Origin of the sequence: Nonomuraea sp. NPDC048881 (assembly GCF_040649795.1) — a bacterium.
Lineage (GTDB): Bacteria > Actinomycetota > Actinomycetes > Streptosporangiales > Streptosporangiaceae > Nonomuraea.
In genome coordinates, this window is sequence record NZ_JBEZGC010000002.1 from 795,206 (window position 1) to 812,607 (window position 17,402).

General features: G+C 72.6%; 16 protein-coding genes. 3 read left to right on the top strand and 13 right to left on the bottom strand.

Annotated elements, in window-relative coordinates; all coding sequences use genetic code 11:
• Positions 1-6: 6 nt before the first annotated feature.
• The 7 genes from AB0C33_RS09215 to AB0C33_RS09245 all read right to left on the bottom strand — a co-directional run bounded on the left by AB0C33_RS09215 (position 7) and on the right by AB0C33_RS09245 (position 7,479).
• The gene (locus tag AB0C33_RS09215) at positions 7-594 is read right to left on the bottom strand and encodes an ATP/GTP-binding protein (protein ID WP_352324453.1); all 588 of its coding nucleotides are present in this window, start codon (positions 592-594) and stop codon (positions 7-9) included.
• Complete coding sequence (locus AB0C33_RS09220) at positions 575-952, bottom strand: DUF742 domain-containing protein (RefSeq protein WP_352356948.1); 378 nt, start codon at positions 950-952, stop codon at positions 575-577. The genes AB0C33_RS09215 and AB0C33_RS09220 overlap by 20 nt, the downstream gene beginning before the upstream one ends.
• Positions 949-1,368 (bottom strand): roadblock/LC7 domain-containing protein, encoded by a 420-nt coding sequence (locus AB0C33_RS09225; RefSeq protein ID WP_358285281.1) that lies wholly within the window; start codon positions 1,366-1,368, stop codon positions 949-951. The genes AB0C33_RS09220 and AB0C33_RS09225 overlap by 4 nt, the downstream gene beginning before the upstream one ends.
• Positions 1,369-1,402: 34 nt before the next feature.
• Positions 1,403-3,688 (bottom strand): nitrate- and nitrite sensing domain-containing protein, encoded by a 2,286-nt coding sequence (locus tag AB0C33_RS09230; protein ID WP_358285283.1) that lies wholly within the window; start codon positions 3,686-3,688, stop codon positions 1,403-1,405.
• Between the two features lie 187 nt (positions 3,689-3,875).
• Positions 3,876-5,387, bottom strand: coding sequence for a prenyltransferase/squalene oxidase repeat-containing protein (locus AB0C33_RS09235; protein WP_358285285.1), 1,512 nt, complete (start codon positions 5,385-5,387; stop codon positions 3,876-3,878).
• A complete protein-coding gene (locus AB0C33_RS09240; RefSeq protein WP_358285287.1) occupies positions 5,384-6,211 on the bottom strand; it encodes a hypothetical protein in 828 nt (275 codons plus the stop codon). The genes AB0C33_RS09235 and AB0C33_RS09240 overlap by 4 nt, the downstream gene beginning before the upstream one ends.
• Positions 6,208-7,479: a cytochrome P450 gene (locus AB0C33_RS09245; protein ID WP_358285289.1), complete on the bottom strand. Its 1,272-nt coding sequence runs from the start codon at positions 7,477-7,479 to the stop codon at positions 6,208-6,210. Before AB0C33_RS09245 ends, AB0C33_RS09240 begins: the two co-directional genes overlap by 4 nt.
• 186 nt (positions 7,480-7,665) lie before the next feature.
• Here AB0C33_RS09245 and AB0C33_RS09250 point away from each other — a divergent pair, with 186 nt between their 5' ends.
• Positions 7,666-8,688: a polyprenyl synthetase family protein gene (locus AB0C33_RS09250; protein WP_358285291.1), complete on the top strand. Its 1,023-nt coding sequence runs from the start codon at positions 7,666-7,668 to the stop codon at positions 8,686-8,688.
• A 43-nt stretch (positions 8,689-8,731) separates the two neighbouring features.
• Here the strand turns inward: AB0C33_RS09250 and AB0C33_RS09255 are convergent, their stop codons facing one another.
• From AB0C33_RS09255 to AB0C33_RS09265, 3 genes are all read right to left on the bottom strand, one after another.
• Complete coding sequence (locus tag AB0C33_RS09255) at positions 8,732-9,661, bottom strand: aldo/keto reductase (RefSeq protein ID WP_358285294.1); 930 nt, start codon at positions 9,659-9,661, stop codon at positions 8,732-8,734.
• 77 nt (positions 9,662-9,738) lie between these two features.
• Positions 9,739-11,244 (bottom strand): MFS transporter, encoded by a 1,506-nt coding sequence (locus tag AB0C33_RS09260; protein ID WP_358285296.1) that lies wholly within the window; start codon positions 11,242-11,244, stop codon positions 9,739-9,741.
• Positions 11,244-11,816 (bottom strand): TetR/AcrR family transcriptional regulator, encoded by a 573-nt coding sequence (locus AB0C33_RS09265; protein ID WP_358285297.1) that lies wholly within the window; start codon positions 11,814-11,816, stop codon positions 11,244-11,246. Before AB0C33_RS09265 ends, AB0C33_RS09260 begins: the two co-directional genes overlap by 1 nt.
• A 120-nt stretch (positions 11,817-11,936) precedes the next feature.
• On the opposite strand from AB0C33_RS09265, the gene AB0C33_RS09270 reads away from it, so the two are divergent.
• Entirely contained in the window at positions 11,937-12,482 is a 546-nt protein-coding gene (locus AB0C33_RS09270) for a TetR/AcrR family transcriptional regulator (RefSeq protein ID WP_358285300.1), read from the top strand.
• Here the strand turns inward: AB0C33_RS09270 and AB0C33_RS09275 are convergent.
• The 3 genes from AB0C33_RS09275 to AB0C33_RS09285 form a co-directional block, all read right to left on the bottom strand.
• Positions 12,420-13,901: a wax ester/triacylglycerol synthase family O-acyltransferase gene (locus AB0C33_RS09275; RefSeq protein ID WP_358285302.1), complete on the bottom strand. Its 1,482-nt coding sequence runs from the start codon at positions 13,899-13,901 to the stop codon at positions 12,420-12,422. The genes AB0C33_RS09270 and AB0C33_RS09275 overlap by 63 nt on opposite strands.
• A gap of 178 nt (positions 13,902-14,079) precedes the next feature.
• Complete coding sequence (locus AB0C33_RS09280) at positions 14,080-15,153, bottom strand: sulfite oxidase (protein ID WP_358285304.1); 1,074 nt, start codon at positions 15,151-15,153, stop codon at positions 14,080-14,082.
• Positions 15,154-15,325: 172 nt separating this feature from the next.
• Positions 15,326-16,033 (bottom strand): hypothetical protein, encoded by a 708-nt coding sequence (locus AB0C33_RS09285; protein ID WP_358285306.1) that lies wholly within the window; start codon positions 16,031-16,033, stop codon positions 15,326-15,328.
• A 490-nt stretch (positions 16,034-16,523) separates the two neighbouring features.
• Between AB0C33_RS09285 and AB0C33_RS09290 the strand changes: the two genes are divergently transcribed.
• Complete coding sequence (locus AB0C33_RS09290) at positions 16,524-17,189, top strand: hypothetical protein (RefSeq protein ID WP_358285308.1); 666 nt, start codon at positions 16,524-16,526, stop codon at positions 17,187-17,189.
• Positions 17,190-17,402: the final 213 nt, after the last annotated feature.

Sequence of the window (17,402 nt, forward strand, 5' to 3'; positions counted from 1 at the left end):
GCTCGGTCAGCTTCCGACCGGCTCCGCGCGCAGCCGCGCCGAGTGCTTGACCAGCGTGATCAGCACCTCGCGGCTGGAGTCCCGCTTCCGCGCGTCGCACATCACGATCGGGATCGACGGGTTGAGCTGCAGCGCCAGCCGCACCTCGTCCAGCTCGAACGTCGGCGACCCCTCGAAGCAGTTCACCGCCACCACGAACGGCGTCCCGCGCCGCTCGAAGTAGTCGACCGAGGGGAAGCAGTCGGCCAGGCGGCGGGTGTCGGCCAGGATGACGGCCCCCAGGGAGCCCTCGGCCAGCTCGTCCCACACGAACCAGAAACGTTCCTGCCCGGGGGTGCCGAACAGGTACAGGACGTAGTCGGTGCCCAGGGTGATGCGCCCGAAGTCCATGGCCACCGTGGTGGTGCGCTTGGCCTCCACGGAGGTCAGGTCGTCGACGCCCACGCTGCGGTCGGTCAGCACCTCCTCGGTGCGCAACGGCCGGGTCTCGGACACGGCTCCGACCATCGTCGTCTTGCCCGCCCCGAACCCTCCGGCGATCAGGATCTTGATCGCCGTCGGGAGGCGCGGGCGCTCAGAGCGAGCGAAGACCATCGAGCACCGCCCTGTACATCTTCATGTCATGCATGTCCACCTCGGATTGCGGTTCCTGGGCAGAGACGAGTTCGCGGTCGAACAGGTCGCCGAGCAGCACGCGGATCGTGCCGGCCGGCAGGTTGAGGTGCGCGGCTATCTCGGCGACGGACTTGGGTTCACGGCAGAGCTGGAGAATGCGCAGGTGTTCGGGGTCCAGCCCGGCGTCGGGGCCCGGCGGCGGACCCACCGCCAGCGCCATGGAGATGAGGTCGAACTTGCCGTGCGCGGGCTGGGTCCGCCCGCGCGTGACGACGTAGGGCCGGATGATCTCCGGATCTATCCAGTGTTCGTCCGTGGACTCCTCCGTGGTGCTCACCGGTCGCTCCTGGCGACGGCCTCGGCGTTGCGCGCGCCGGAGGTGAGGTACTGGCCGACCCGCGCCACCAGCATCGCCATCTCGTACGCCACCAGCCCGATGTCGGCGTTCTGGGCGCACAGCACGGCCAGGCAGGCGCGTTCGCCCGCGGTCGTCACGATCAGGAACTGCGACTTCCACTCCACGACCGTCTGCCGCACCGCGCCGCCGGCGATGTGGTCCGCGACGCCCTTGGCCAGGCTCTGCAGGCCGGAGGCGACGGCCGACAGGTGCTCCCCGTCGGTGCGCTGCAGACCGGCGGACGAGGCCATGAGCAGGCCGTCGGAGGACAGCACGATGGCGTGCTCGGCCTCCTTGATCCGGCCGATCAGGTCGTCGAGCAGCCAGTTGAGGTCGGTGCCCGCGGTGGGCGTCATGTCGGGCCTCCCGTCGGGAGCCGGGCCGCGGCGGTCATGCCTCGCCTCCCGGCTGCTCTTCCATCAGCCTGGCCGCCTCGTTGCGGCCAAGACGGGTGCCTGACTGCAGGGATCCCATCATGGCGCGGATCTCCTCGGGCGAGCGCTCGTCATCGTCCTCCTCGAAGTCGGGCTGCGTCGGCGTGTCGTCCCGCAGCGCTGGCGCCAGGTTGGCCTGAGGGACTCGGAACGGCAGGCCGGACGGCGTGAACTCGGTCACAGGCTGCTGCTCCGGTTCCGCGGGCGGTTCTGGTTCAGGTGAAGGCGAGGGTGCTGGTGCTGGGAAGGGGGTGGCCACCGCGTGGAGCGGGGCGGACATGGGGGCGGGACGCGGCGGGGTCAGGGTGCGCACGTTCTCGGCGGGCCGCGCGACCGTCGCCAGCGTGGTCCCGGTGCTCGTCCGGCGCGGCAGGCTCGGCCGGGTGTCGCCCTCGGGGTGCCGCGGCGCGGGGTCGAGCTCGACGAGCTCCTGCGGCAGCAGCACCACGACCGTGGTCCCTCCGTACGGGGAGGGCTTGAGCACGACCTGGATGTCGTGCCGCCGGGCGAGCTGGCTGACCACGTAGAGCCCCAGCCGGGCGGTGCCGGAGATGCGGAACTCCGGCGGGTCGGCGATGCGCTCGTTGGCCGCGTCGAGGTCCTCGGGCTTCATGCCGAGCCCGCGGTCCTCGATCTCGATGACGTACCCGTTGGCCACGAGCTGGCCGCTGACCTGCACGTTCGTGTACGGCGGCGAGAACGACACGGCGTTCTCGATCAGCTCGGCCAGCAGGTGGATGACGTCACCGACGGCCCGGCCGACGAGCACGACCTCGCCCATCGGCATGAGCGTGACGCGGGTGTAGTCCTCGACCTCGGCCAGCGCGCCGCGCACCACGTCCACCATGGGGACGGCCCGCCGCCACGTACGGGCGGGCGACGAACCGGACAGGACGATCAGGTTCTCGGCGTTGCGCCGCATCCGGATGGCCAGGTGGTCCAGGCGGAAGAGCTCCTTCAGCTCCTCGGGGTCGGTCTCCCGGCGCTCCATCACGTCGAGGACGGTCAGCTGCCGGTGCACCAGGCCCTGGGTGCGGCGGGCGAGGCTGAGCAGGATGTCGCGGATGCTGCGGCGCAGCTCGGCCTGCTCGGCCGCGACGCTGACGGCGGTGTGCTGCATGGTGTTGAACGCCTGGCCCACCTGGCCGATCTCGTCGTCGCCGAACTCCAGCGCGGGCGCCTCCTTGGCGACGTCCACCTCCTCGCCGTGGCCGATGCGCTCGACGATGCCGGGCAGGCGCTCGTCGGACAGCTCGTGCGCGGCGTCGCGCAGCTTCTGGAGCTGGGCGAGCAGCTGCCTGGTCGTGGTGATGGACAACACGATCGAGGCGATGACGGCGATCAGGCCGAGACCACCGGCCAGGAGCAGCCGCACGATGACGCCGACGGCGACGGGGACGATCCGGTCGTACAGGCGGTCGCCGCCCGCCAGGGTGGTGGCCTGCATGCCGGCGAGCGTCCCGTCGGCCGCCACGCGCCAGCTCTCGCCGCTCATCGGCAGCGGGCCCATGCCCGGCTGGTGCTGGACGAGCTGCGCCTCCATGGCCTGCAGCCGCACGACGGACTCGCTCTTGAGCCACGCGTCGAACCCGGCCCTGTCCTCGTCGGGCAGCCTGTCCAGCGCCGCGGTCAGCGTGTAGTGGAAGATTCCCGACGTCTTGACGAACTCGGCGTGCTCGTTCTCGGTGAACGCGCCCTTGGCGAAGACACCGGACAGGAGCGCGTCCTCCCGGGCCAGGAACTCCCGCGAGCGGGACATGTCCGACAGCGTACGGCCGATCTTGGCGATCTCCTTGTCGTCGAAGGCGGCCACGGAGTCGTACATGCGGTACATCGCGTCGATGGCGTTGTTGTACTGCCGCGTCGCCTGGGACAGGTCCGCCTTGCCGCTGTCGATCGCCTTCCGTGCCGCCACGAGCTTGTCCAGCTCGACGTTGACCTCGGCGATATGTTCGAGCAGCGGCTCGTCGGCGGCGAGATCGACCACGTTGCCCTGGGCCGTGGAGGTGAACTCCGCGCGCAAAGAGTCGGTCTTGGCCCGCTGGTCGCGCATGCCCTTGTCGACGGCCCGCGAGCCCGCGCCGAGGTGGGCGACGGTCAGCCGGCGCTCACGCTGCAGCTCGACCAGCAGCGGCTCGCTCGGCTCGACGATCCTGCTGTCGACGGTCGCCGCCCAGAGCAGGTTGACGCCCTCTCTCAGCGTGACCCACGCCGCGAACGCCCACAACAGGGTGAGCGACACGATTAGCGCCGTGACTTTGGCCCGCACACTGGCATTACGGAAGCGCATGAAGCCCTCCGGAAGAAAGAACCGCTCGGTCAGCAGGCCATGTCAAGACGGAGAAAGAGGTACTCCAGGATTCCGACACTCGGGTCACCCTAGCAACGCCTGAATACTGCCTCAACACGCTAGAGCACCATAAGGCGTACTATGTCCTATTTTCACACCTGGAATTTCCTTCGGTGTGACATATTGTGACATGCTGAGCGGCGATGACCGCGGCCCGCACGATGGCTGTCGGTGAGTAAAGGTCCTTGTCATGCCACAGTGGTGGATAGTCGGATAAATTGGCCGACCGAATCAGGTACTCATAACCGCGTCGCGCGGCCCGTTCGCATCGTTCGTCCGGCTCGGGACCGGACAGCAGGAGAGCCTGCATCCCGTACGCCGTCTCCTCCGGCCGGCCCGCCCACCGGCCCCAGGATCCGTCGGCCCGCTGGGTCGACAGGATCCACTCCCGGGCCCGGCGCACGGCCTCGGCGTACCGGGGGCCGCCGAACTCGCCCAGCGCCAGCACACAGCTCAGCGTGGCGTAGTACGGCGAGGCGTGCCACCTGTCGCTCCAGCTCCCGTCCGGCCGCTGCCGCTCGGCCAGCCAGCGCGCCACCCGCTCGATCCGCGCCCGGTACGGCCGCGCCGCCGCGGGCCTGGCCCGCGCGTACTGGCCCAGCGCGTCGAGCACGTGAGCGTTGACGCTGACGGAGGAGCCGTCCTCGCCCTGCCAGGTGCAGAAGTGCGCGCCGGCGTCGAAGGCCGCCAGCGACGAGGGCTCGTGCGGCACCCCGAGCAGGGCCAGGGCGTAGAGCGCGACGCTGGTGGTGTCCGCGTCGGCGGGCAGGCCGGCTCCCGCGGGGGTGCCCTCGGGCCCGATGGCGGCCCTCAGGTCGGCGGCCATCTCCGGCGGCACGTCCACCGGCACGCCCGCCCTGAGCAGCCAGCTCAGCACCCAGGCCCGTTCGAAGACGGTGATCGGCAGGCCCACGGGCACCGGGCCGCCGTACCGGAGGGCGACGGCCTCCAGGTGGTGCCTGGCCGGCCCCGCGCCCTCCGCCTCGGGCCGGGCGGACAGCCAGGCGGCCGTCGCGGCCGGCGAGGCGCCGACGGTGCCGATGGGCGTGGGCCGCACCCCGCCCGTCGCGCCCACGACCTCCAGCACGTGCTGGACCTTCTGCGGCGGCTCGCCGCCCGACTCCAGCAGCCGCCTGATCCGGCCGAGCCGCGTGGTGTCCATGCCGGGCGGCAGGGGCAGGGGCGGCCCGTCCACGTGCTCGTTCACGAGCCGGACGAGGGCCGGGACGATCAGCTCGATGGCCGGCGTGTCCGGCAGGTCCGACGCCTCGGCCAGCATCGGACGCAACGCCTCCAGCCCCGCCTTGACCGCCGGGAGCAGCGCGCGGGGGTCGCCCTCGCCGCGCGCGACCGAGCTGAGCAGGGCCTCCGTGGCGCTCAGCGTGGGCACCAGCGCGTAGCCGTCGGGAGGGCCCCACGCGCCGTCGCCGCGCTGCCCGGCCAGCAGGTACGCCACCCGCTCGCGGTGCCCGGCCAGGTCGGGGACGAGCGAGACCAGGCGCCCGGTCTCGTAGACCGACGGCGACACCTGGCCCCACGGCTGCGCCATCAGCTCGCCCACCAGGAGGCCGGCCTGTTCGGAGAGGTTCACGTCGTCGCCCAGAAGTCGGACAGGCCGTAGAAGCCGGCGCTGTAGTCAAGCTGCCATGTCAGGTACGAGGCCGGGCGCGGATGGGCGTCGCGCAGGGGGCCGATCAGCGCGTGCGCCTCGCGGGCCAGCGCGGCCATCCGCCCGGTCACCTCGTCGTGGGTCATGCCGAGGGTGAAGGCGTTGAGGTCGCCGTACGCCTTCTCCCTGTGGTGCGTGGCCAGGTCGTTGAGCAGGCGCAGGTACCGTTGCACCGCCTCTCCGGCCGGGCGCAGGAGCTCCAGGGAGTCGGGCGCGCCCACCTGCCCGGTCGCGATCCAGTGGGAGACGGCCACGAAGTACGCGCCGCAACTGCCGGCGTTCGCCAGGTACTCCTCGACGGCGGGCGGCCGGTCGGCGCGGCTCCACTCCCATTCGCGGGCCATGGCGGTGAGCATGCGGCCGAGCTGGTCGCGCCAGGCGGCTTCGAGCTCCGGCGTGGTGCCCAGCGTCGCCCGCAGGTCGGCGGTGAAGGCCCCGGCGGGGGCGGCGGGGGCCGGCGACAGGCAGTCGGCGACCAGCGCGGCGACCTCCTCGCGCGTACCGGCCTCGTGGTCGATCAGCCGGTCGGCGGCGAACACCAGCAGCGAGGCCCGGTTGATCGCCCGCAGTTCCGCGGCCGTCGCCCAGGGCGAGCCGAACGCGCTCGCCAGCCCGAGCGAGGTGTAGAGCCCGGCGTCGAACGCGGCGGCCGGGAACAGGTCGCCGAAGCGCGCGGCGTGCCGGGCCAGCTCCCGGCCGCCGGACACGGCCAGTGCGCAGGCGCGGCCGGTGTCGAGGGCGTTCACCGCCGTGCCTCCAGCGTCATGGTCAGGCCGCGCGGCGGGCGCAGCGAGGAGGCCAGGCGCGGGACGGGCGGCCGGTCCAGGTGCACGTGGGGGCGGTACCTGCGCAGGATGCCGGCGATGAGCAGCGGCGCCTCCATCGCGAACAGGTGTTGCCCCAGGCACACGTGCGGCCCGGCGGCGAAGGGCCAGTAGGCGTAGCGGTGGCGCGGCGCGGCGCCGTCCGGCGCGAAGCGCTCGGGGTCGAACGTGGTGGGACGGTCCCAGAACTCGGCCAGCCGGTGCGTCAGGTACGGGCTGAGGATCACCGTGGAACCCGCCTCGACGGTGACCCCGCCGATCACGTCGGTCGCGATCGCCGTGCGGGGCAGGATCCAGCCCGAGGGGTAGAGCCGCATCAGCTCGCTGACGAACATCTTCAGGTACGGCATGCGCGGCAGGTGGCCGATGCCGACGGGGTCGTCCCCGACGACGCGGTCCACCTCGTCGTACACCTTGGCGGCGATCTCCGGGTGGGCCTGGAGCACCGGCCAGACCCAGGACAGCGCGGTGGTCGAGGTCTCGGTCGAGGCGCCGTGCATGGCGACGAGGTCGTCCCGGATCCGGCGGTCCACGTCGGCGCCGCCGTCCTGCGTCCGGGCCCTGACCAGGCGCGAGACGACGTCGTCGCCTTCCTGCCGCTGGGCGCGGGCCTCGGCGATGCGGGGGTAGACGACCTCGTCGATGGCCTTGATCGCCTGCCTGAACGCCCGGTCGCCGGGCATCGGGACCTGTTCCGGAACGAACGGCAGCACCAGGCGCAGCGCCTTGGCGGTGACGGCGACGTCGTAGGCGGGCACCAGCCGGTTGATGTCCTCCAGCGAGATCTTCGCCCCGAAGAACAGCCGCACGATCACCGGGTGCACGATGGCCGACATGCCCTTGGCCACGTCGAACGGCTGCCCGGGGACGATGGTCGTGTCGATCAGCTCGTCCATGATCCGTGCCATGTTCTCGGCCATGGCGTTGACGTGCCGGGCGGTGAACAGCGGCTGGAGGATGCGGCGGCTCTCGGCCCAGTTCTCGCCGTCGGACAGGATCCCCTTGCCGAGCAGCGGCGCCAGCGGATCCCAGAACATGCCCTCGCGCAGGTAGTTGGCCTGGTTGGTGGTGAGCACCCGCTCGACGTGGTCGGGGTGGGTGACGAGGTAGGGGCGGAAGGGGCCCATGTTCAGGCGTACGACCCGGCCGCCGGCCTCGGCGCCGGCCGCTTCGAGCGCGTGGACCGGCACCCGGTGTCTGGTGAGCCTGGTGAGGAAAGGGATAGTCCTGGTGGCAGTGGCAGTATCCGCCACGAGTGTGTCTCCCTTGCGCCCGTCTTGCATAACGGACATTTGATGACGAACGTAAAAACCTAGGCTGGAGTATCACATGAGCGTGCATGTAGATTCAAGATCGAACATTGGCAGGAGCATCTCGTGAACCTCAGCCACCCCGGCGCCCGGTTGTCGGACGCCGACGTGATCGCCCGCTGTCGTCGCCTGGTGGAGCCCGCCATGCGAGCCGCGGTCGAGGGTCTGCATCCCTGGGGGGCCGCCATGGTCTCCTACAGCCTGGGCTGGTCGGACGCCACCGGACGGCCGGACGAGGGGACCGGCGGCAAGAGCGTGCGCCCGGCCCTGGCCATCCTCAGCGCCGAGGCCGTCGGCGGCACCGCCGAACAGGCGCTGCCGGGAGCCGTCGCGATCGAGCTCGTGCACGCCTTCTCGCTCGTGCACGACGACATCATCGACCAGGACGAGCAGCGCAGGCACCGGGACGCCCTGTGGAAGGCGTACGGGGTGGGGCCCGCCCTGCTGGCCGGGGACGCGCTGCTGGCCCTGGCCGTCGCCCGGCTCGCCGACCGCCCCGAGGCGATGCGCCACCTGTCGGCGGCCCTCGTCGAGCTGGTCCAGGGCCAGACCGCCGACATGGCTTTCGAGAGCAGGCCGTGGAGCGGGCCGGAGGAGGTGAGCGTGGCCGAGTACACGCAGATGGCGGCGGGCAAGACCGGGTCCCTGCTGGGGGCGGCCACGGCCGCGGGGGTCGCGCTCGGCGGCCGGCCGGATCTGTCCGAGCGCATGTGGCGCATGGGGGTGGAGCTCGGCGTGGCCTTCCAGATCGCCGACGACATGCTGGGGATCTGGGGGGATCCGCAGGTCACCGGGAAACCCGTGCACGGCGACCTGCGGCTGCGGAAGAAGACCGTGCCGGTGCTCGCCGCGCTGGGATCGGGCGAGCCCGCGGCCGGCCGCCTGGCCGACGCGCTGGCCTCGGGCGAGACCGACGACGCGACCCTGACCCTGGCCGCCTGCCTGATCGAGGAGGCGGGCGGCCGGACGATCGCGGACCGCCTGGCCGCCCGGCACCTGAAGGCGGCGCTGGACGTGCTGGACGAGTGCCTCCCCGACGCAGTCGAGCTCAGGGAGCTGTGCGTCTCGCTGGCCGGCCGCGCCCGCTGACCCCGCCGGTTGCCGCTGCCCGTGAGGGGCCGGCACCGGCCGATCAGGGGCGGGAGGCCTCGTCGAGGAGGGCCAGCTCCTCCTCGCTCAGCTCCAGCTCCGCCGCCGCGAGCAGCGGCTTCAGCTGGCGGGGGTCGCGCGCGCTGGCGATCGGCGCGGTGACCGTGGGCTGGGCGGCCAGCCAGGCCAGCGCCACGGAGGCGGGCTCGGCGCCGCGCTCGGCCGCCACCTTCAGCAGCCCTTCGAGCGCCCTGCGCCCGTGCTCGGTGTCCAGGTACTCGGCCGCCTTCCCGGCCCGCGGGCTGTCGACCGTGACGCCCGGCTGGTACTTGCCGGTCAGGAACCCGCGGGCCAGCCCGAAGTACGGCGTGCTCGACAGGCCGGCCGAGGCCACCACGTCCCGCAGCTCGCCCTCGTACCCCCGGTCGACCAGGTTGTACGGCTGCTGGAGCGCGACGTACGCGGCCAGCCCCTCCTCCCGGGAGATCCGCAGGGCCTCCGCCAGCCGGGCCGGCCCGTAGTTGGACGCGCCGATCTGGCGCACCTTGCCCTCCTTGACCAGGGCGTCGAAGGCGGCCAGCGACTCCACCAGGGGCGTGTCGCGGTCGTCCACGTGCGCCCAGTACAGGTCGATGTAGTCGGTGCGCAGGCGGCGCAGCGAGTCCTCGACGGCCGTCCGGATGGTGGCCGGGGCCAGCCCTTCGAGCCCCTCCAGCATGCCGACCTTGGTGGCCACGACCACCGAGTCCCGGTTGCCGCGGTCGGCCATCCACTCGCCGATGATCAGCTCGGACGTGGACTCGCCGGTCACCCAGTGGGGGTAGACGTCGGCCGTGTCGATGAAGTTGCCGCCGCCCTCGACGTAGGCGTCGAGGATCGCGAACGAGGTCTCCTTGTCCGCGGTCCAGCCGAAGACGTTGGTGCCGAGCGATATCGGGAAAACGGACAGGTCCGTCGTGCCTATTGATCTCATACGGCCATTATCCGTGCCCCCCGCGAACAGGCACGGACGGCGCCCCGGTCACGTCCGCGCTGGTGGGAGACGTGCGGTCAGTGCTCCACGGAGGCCAGGTCGAGGGTGCGCGGGGTGAGCAGCCAGACCACCAGCGCGCCGGCCAGCATCAGCGCCGCCCCCGCCCCCGAGGTCAGCGCCAGCGAGTCGGTGAAGGCCGCCCTGGCCGTCTCCACCAGCCGCGCCCCCTGCGCCCCGAGCTCGGCGGCCACGTCGAGCGCGCCGCCCAGCGACTCGCGCGCCGCGCCCGCGCCGGGGCCCGCGTAGTCCAGCCCGTTGCGGTAGACCGCGGCGGCCACGCTGCCCAGCACCGCCACGCCGAGCGCCGCGCCCACCTCGTAGCTGGTCTCCTCGATGGCCGCCGCGCTGCCCGACTTCTCCGGCGGCGAACCGGCCATGATCACCGCCGAGGCGATGGCCAGCGCGCCGTTGCCCGCGCCGATCAGCGCCAGCGCGACGGCGACCGGCCAGTAGCCCAGCGGCTCCGGCGCCAGGCACACCAGCAGGAACCCCAGCCCCGTCACCGCGAGCCCGCCCGCCAGCACCGTCCGGGCGCCGACGCGTTCGGCCAGGACCGGCGCGAGCGGCGAGGCGATCAGCGCGGCCAGCGCGGCCGGCAGCAGCCGCACCCCCGTCTCCAGCGGCGCGTACCCCTGGACGAGCTGCATCCACTGCGCGAGCAGCAGCAGCACGGCGGCCATCGCGATCGACGTGGTCAGCGCCGTCACCACGCCCGCCGAGAACGGCGCGCTGCGGAACAGCCTGATCTCCAGCAGCGGATCGGGCCGGCGCGCGCACCGCACCACGAACCAGCCCAGCGCGACCGCCGCGACGACCGTGGCGGCCAGGGCGGCGGGCGAGGTCAGGCCGTCCTTGCCGAACGTCTTGACCGCGTACAGCAGCGCGGCCATGCCCGCCATCGACAGGACGGTCGCCGGCGCGTCCCACCGGCCCGGCCTGGGGTTGCGCGTCTCGGGCAGCAGGAGCAGCCCGGCGACGACGGCCGCCGCCATGACGGGCACGTTCACCAGGAACGCCGACTGCCAGGAGAAGTGCTCCAGCAGGAACCCGCCCAGGATCGGGCCGAGCGCCGCGCCCATCGCCGCCATCGCCGACCAGACGCCGAGCGCCCTGGCCCGCTCGCCCGGGTCGGTGAACAGGTTCCGGATCATCGACAGCGTGGACGGCATGATCATCGCGCCGCCCACGCCGAGCAGCGCCCGTACGGCGATCACCTCGGCGGCCGAGTCGGCCAGCAGCACCGCCGTCGAGGCCACCCCGAACACGGTGAACCCGGCCAGCAGCATGCGCTTGCGCCCCCACCGGTCGCCGAGCGCGCTCGCCGTGACCAGCAGCCCGGACAGCACCAGCGAGTACGCGTCGACCATCCACAGCAGCTCGACCGAGGTCGGCCGCAGGTCCTCGGTGATCGCGGGCAGGGCGACGTTCAGCACGGTCATGTCCATGACCACGAGCAGCACGCTGGCCGACAGCACGGCCAGACCCGCCCACCGCCGGCGCGCCGACAGGCCGGTGACCGTCATCACGACCACCCCCCGGCGCCCGCGCCGGTCAGGAACGTCTCCCGCAGCAGCCTGGCGACGTCCCGGCGGGCGACGTCGCCGCGTCGCAGGCTCTCCCGGACGGCCACCAGCAGGCCGTAGACCGTGTTGCTGATCCAGCGGGGCGGCAGGTCGGCACGCAGCAGGCCGGCCCGCTGGGCGGCGGCGAAGAGCGCGATCTCGCGCTCCTCCAGCTCCTCGGCGCGGCGCAGCAGCTCCGGGTGCACGGCCATCGCGTAGTCGGTGAGGCCGAATCCGTACTCGTCGGCCACTTCGATCCACCCCTCCAGCAGGATCTCCAGGGACTCGCGGAGCACGCCCGGGTCGTCGGAGGCGGCGGCGGCCGGCACGTCCGCGCGTGCCTGGAGGTCGTGCCACCGGTCGTGCGCGCGGTGGCCGAGCGCCGTCATCAGCTCCTCCCGGCTGCTGAACTGCCGGTGGAGCGTGGCCCTGCTGATCCCCACCGCCTCGGCGAGCTGGGCCATCGAGGCGGCCGGATGCTCGTTGAGGTGCTGGATCGCCGCGGTCATGATCTGCTCCCGGCTCACCACCATGAGACAACTCCGTCAAATATGAGACATTTACGTCTCAATCCTACACGGGGGCCGGAGGGCAGCAGGCTCTCGCCCCGGCGGGATGGCGATGAAGCCGCAGGTGGCGTTAGGGTGCGAGCTGTGTCGATCGGTGACGCGCGCACGCGCATCCTGGACGCGGCCGAGGAACTGTTCGCGGGCAGCGGCTACGAGGCCACTCCGACCGCGGTGATCGCCAGGCTCGCGAGAGTCCCCAAAGGGCTGATCTTCCACTACTTCCCGCGGAAGATCGACGTACTCGTCGCCCTCGTCGACGAGCGCACCCTGGTCGAGGAGGGCCGGGAGGTCGACGCCGTGCCCGGCGACCCGGCCGGCACGCTGGCCCAGCTGGCGCGCGGGCTGCCGCTGCGGGCCTCACCGGCGATGCGGCGCATCCTGTTCCGCGAGGCCGACACGCACGGCTCGGTCAAGGAGCGGCTCGGCCGGCTCAACGGCGAGCTGATCAGCAGGGCCAGGTTCGCGCTGGAGCTGGCGCTGCCCGGCACGCGCGGCGACGCGGCCCGCCTGGAGGTGGCCGCGGCGACGTTCGCCGCCGTGCTGCTCTACCAGGAGAACCTCTGCCAGCTAACCGGTCACCAGATCGACCCCGACGCCGTCGCCGAACTCATCGCCCACGCCCTCGGCTAGCAGCTCGTCGAGGGCGTCGCGCAGGTGGCCGAGCAGGCCCCACACGTCGTCCATACGCTCGGGGCAGGCCACGATGCCGAAGTCGAGCATGCCGTCGTAGGAGAAGCAGGTGATGTTCACGCCACCGGACAGGTCGGTCAGCACCGACAGCGGGTAGTAGGCCAGCACCCGGCCGCCGCACATGTAGAGCGGGAACTGCGGGCCCGGCACGTTGCTGATGATCAGGTTGATCGGCGGGAACGCCGTCCCGGCCAGCCGGAAGATCGCCGGGGTGGCCAGGCTGGTGACCGGCGCGGGCAGCAGCGAGCACAGCTCGCCGAGCCAGCTCGCCGGCGCGACGGCGAAGCGCCGCTTGGCCCTGCTCATGGTCTCGCCGACCGCCCGCAGCCGTTCCCCGGCGTCGGGGACGTTCGTCGGCATCGGCGCCACCATGGCCGAGATCTGGTTCCCGACCACGTCCGTGGCCCCGCCCGTACGCACCGACACCGGCACGGCCACCACCAGCGGCTCGGCGGGCAGCGCGTCCCGTTCGTCCAGCCACGACCGCAGCGCCGAGGCGCACAGCGCCATCACCACGTCGTTGACGCTGATGCCGTTGGCCTTGGCGACCTTCTTGACCTCCTTCAGCGGCACCGACCCGAACGACAGCTCCCGCCGCGCGCTGATCGGCCCGTTGAACGGCGTGCGCGGCGCGGTCAGCCCCGGCAGCTCGGGGCGCTGCTTCTGGTCGCCGGTCACCAGCCGGGCGGCCCTGGCGATCGCCTGCGCGCCGGGCAGCGCGCCGGCCAGCGGGATCGCGTCGAGGTCGCCCGCGGCCCTGACCACCGAGCGGGCGGCGCGCACCGGATGGGTGAGCGAGCGCACGGCGGCCCCGGCCAGCATCTCCACCAGGCCCGGCGGGTCCTGACGCGGCGGCGCCGGGCGCGGCCCGCGCTCCCGCACGCCCTCCGGGCTCAGGTCGAGCAGGGTCGCCAGGGTCTCCGCGCCCGACACGCCGTCGATGGCCGCGTGGTGCACCTTCGTGTAGACCGCGACCCGGCCGCCCGCCAGCCCCTTGATCAGGTGCATCTCCCACAGCGGACGCGACCGGTCGAGCCGGCGCTCGTGGATCGCGGCCACCGCCTCGGCCAGCGCGGCGTCGTCGCCGGGCGCCGGCAGCGTCGTCTCGAACAGGTGGTCGGCCAGGTCGAAGTCCGGGTCGGCGCACCAGTAGGGACGGTCGAGCCCGAACGGCACCTCGACCAGGCGCAGGCTGAGCGCGGGGGAGAGGTGGACGCGGTCCAGCAGCAGCTCGGCCAGCGCGTCCCGGTCCACCGCGCCGCCGGCCGGGTCGAGGACCGCCAGCCCGGCGACGTGCGCCGCGGTGGTCTCGGACTCGACATGGAGGAACTGGGCGTCCAACGGGGTCAGCTGGCGCATCTGCTCTCCCTTCTCCGTTGCGTTCTTCGACGGATGCTTCGATGACTGCTTCGTCTTGTGCGAAAGCCTCGCACGGTGTCATTTCCGTAACGTTTCCGCGAGAGTCTTTCAGATGAAATGCACACCTCCGAACCACTTCCTGATGAACGGCCAGCTCAGCCGCGTTCGTGACACTTATCTATCCGTTGACCACCTGCACCGGATGCCGCACGACCGCGTCGAAGGAGTAGCCGAAGGGGTGCTTGGGCGTGCGCAGCGGCTGGGTGGCGCCGGTCTCGTCGGTGGCCCTGGCCATCAGCACGGCGGGCCCGGTGTGCTTCGGCGCCCACTGGACGTGCCACGGCAACCACGCCCCGACCAGGTGCGGGCCGTGATGCTCGGCCGGGTGCCAGGACTGCCCGCCGTCGAAGCTGACCTCGACCGCGACGATCCGCCCGCGCCCCGACCACGACCGGCCGCGCAGCACGTGCGGCCCCGGACGGCCGCGCCAGGCGTGCGGGCCGCGGATCGGCAGCCGGGCGTCCCAGGGCAGCTCGAAGGCGCTCTTCACCGGCTGCGCCGCGACGTCCCGGTAGAAGACGGTGTTCCACGGCGTGAACAGCTTGCTGGTCGAGACCTCGATGTCGCCCAGCCACTTGATGGAGGCGATCCCCACCCATCCCGGCACCACCAGCCGCACCGGGAACCCGTGGTCGGGCGGCAGCGGGCGGCCGTTCATCTCGTACGCCACGAGCACGTCGCGCACCGCCTTGGCGACGGGCAGCGGGCGGCGGACGTGGCCGTGGTCCTCGAAGGGCGCGTCGAGGCCGGTGGGCAGCACGTCCACGGCCTCGGGACGCAGGCCGGCCTCGGCGAGCAGGTCGCGCAGCGGCACGCCGCGCCACCTCGCCACGCCGACGGCCCCGAGGCCCCACTGCGTGCCGGGCGCGGGGTCGCCCTGCTGGGTGCCGTAGAACGCGCGGCCGTTGCCGGCGCACTCGATGGCCACGTCGTGGGTGCGCGAGGGCATCGACAGCAGCTCGTCGTAGGTGAAGGCGCGCGGCCCGCGCAGCCCGGCGCCGTGCAGGTGGAGCTGCCAGCCGGCGGCGTCGATCAGCGGGGTGGAGGTGTGGTTCCTGACGAAGAAGCGGTCGTTCGGCGTGTGGTAGCCGACCCCGGACATCGCCTCCCACCGCATCTCCGCGTTCCCGTCGTGGACCCGGAACAGGTGGTCGGGCAGCGGTTTGACGATCGTCGCCGCGACTTGCTTCATGGGAGCCACCTCTCGCAAGACGTATTTCCTACCTGGAAACCATTTAATCTCCTCGCGCTGTCTCCGCGTGCGCGTGCTCGCCGAATGCTGTCCCGATCCTGGGACCGTTCCAGCCGTACGAAGACCTACCCAGCGGCACGGGTGCGGCAACCGTGCCTTTCGAGGTGGTTCGTCAGCGCGTCCGGACGAGGGCGGAGAAGGGCTCGCCGGCGTTGAGCCTGGTCACCAGGCCGAGCAGCCCGGCACGGCCGCCGTTCTCACCCAGCCAGCGGCTCACCTGGCAGGCCGACCTGGCGTACGTGGCGGGGTCGGCGCTCGCCGTGCGCAGCCACTCCTCGAGCGTCACCGGCAGCGGCCCGGACGGCGCCACCAGGCAGCGGTCCGGCGCGGACTCCGGAGCCAGGTGGCGCGGGTCGCCCGAGACCACCACCGCCAGCCCCTCGTCGAACCACTGCGGCACCTCGGCGGAGGAGGCGAGCCTGGCGTGCAGCTCGACGTGGGACATCTCGTGGGAGGCGATCACCGGGTCGAGGCCGCGCGGCGAGAGCATGACCGACCGGTTGAGCACCGCGACGCCGCGCTCCTGGCCGCCGCCGATGCGCCGGTAGCACGCCTCGGTCAGGCAGACCAGGAGGCCGGGGGAGCTCAGTCGGCCGCCGTAGAAGGCGGTGACCCGGCGGGCGGCCTGGTCGGCCACCTCGCCGACGCGCTCACGCTGGGCGGGGGTGAGGCCGTCCTCGACGTGCACCCCCGGGCTCAGCTCGGTCAGGCCGTAGCAGCCGGGGCAGGTGGTGGCGGCGAGCGAGGGATAGGCCAGGGCGACCCCGCCGACGGCGGCGACCACCAGCCCGGCCAGCGCGACGACGACGACCTTCCACACTCGCCGCCCCCGGCGCCCCGTCCTGAGGCGCGGCGCGGACGCCCCGGCAGGACCGCCCGGCGCCCCGACGGCGGGACCTTTGCTGGAATCAGGCGCGGCGGCGGGAGGGTTGGCCGGATCGCGGGGTGGCCCGGCGGCGGAGTCGGCGGGCCGGGGCGCGGAGGCCGGGTCCGGGGCTGCGGGGCGCGGGGGCTGGTTGTCCTCCATCGCCGTCCAAGCTAGCGAAGCAGAAGGATCTACGCGCACACCCGCCGACGGCCGGGCGCTGTCCCGCCACCAGCCGGACCCCGTCCCCTTCCGCCGGACGGGTGCCGCGCGGGCTGCCGGACTGGCTTCCTGGCGCACCGACCGCAGGAGGGTTCCTGCGCGCGTCATCTGCCGAGACGACCGTGCGCGCGCCATCTGTCGGCGGGGCCACGCGCACACTTCCTGAGGAACCCCGCATACGCCGCACGCCGGATTGTCAGTACACGGGCTTAGGCTCTTCCCCATGCCGATATCCGCCATCGCCGCATCCCTGTCCTATGCCGATGCCGATGCCCGTCTGGGCGGCGCGTTGTCCGCCGTGTTCGAGGGGGCGGGAGCGTCGCCCGGCTACGACGAGGTGCTGTTCTTCGACGGCGACCTCACCCTCGACGGGGATTTCCTGGACGCCGTCAACGAACTGCGCGGCGGCGACACCGAGGGCAACGTCGAGTTGATCGTGGTCACCGGCGACCTGAAGGTCAACGGCCCGATCGCGCTCTATGAGGACCGGCCCGGCCTGTACGTCGGCGGTCACACCGAGGCGGAGACCCTGGAGGGCGGCGAAGCGGAGATCTACATCCACGACGGCGCCTTCACCCACCTGGTCTACGGCTGGTACAACCACGGCTCTTTGCGGACCGGGATCGTCGACACCCCTTGGGTGATCGACTACGACCACGCCATGGACGTGTACGCCCCCGGCGGGCGCTGGGTGAACAATTACGACGACGATGACGACGACGCCGACTTCGCCGTCGGGGACGGCATCGTCGAGGCGTTCGTGCCCGAGGTCGTCGACGCGGAGGACCGCTGCCTGAACGTCGACGAGTTCCTGGACCGGCTGCGGGCCGGGCTGCCGGTCCTGCGGCCCGGGGTCCGGGGCCCGGACGGCGGCCGAGTCGGCGAGTGACGGCGTCGTCCGGGCGCGCACTGCCTGCGGGTGGGGCTCGTGTGCACGCGGTCCGCGCGGGCGCCAGAAGGTCTGGGTGCGCCGCTCGCGCGGCGGAGCCGTACGCGTGCCGTCCGTCGGAGGGGCCGGCGCGTGCCGCTCGACCGGACGCCGGGTGTGTGCGCCGGCCCGCACTCCAAGGAGCGGCGCCGCTCCAAGGCTACGGCAAATGTC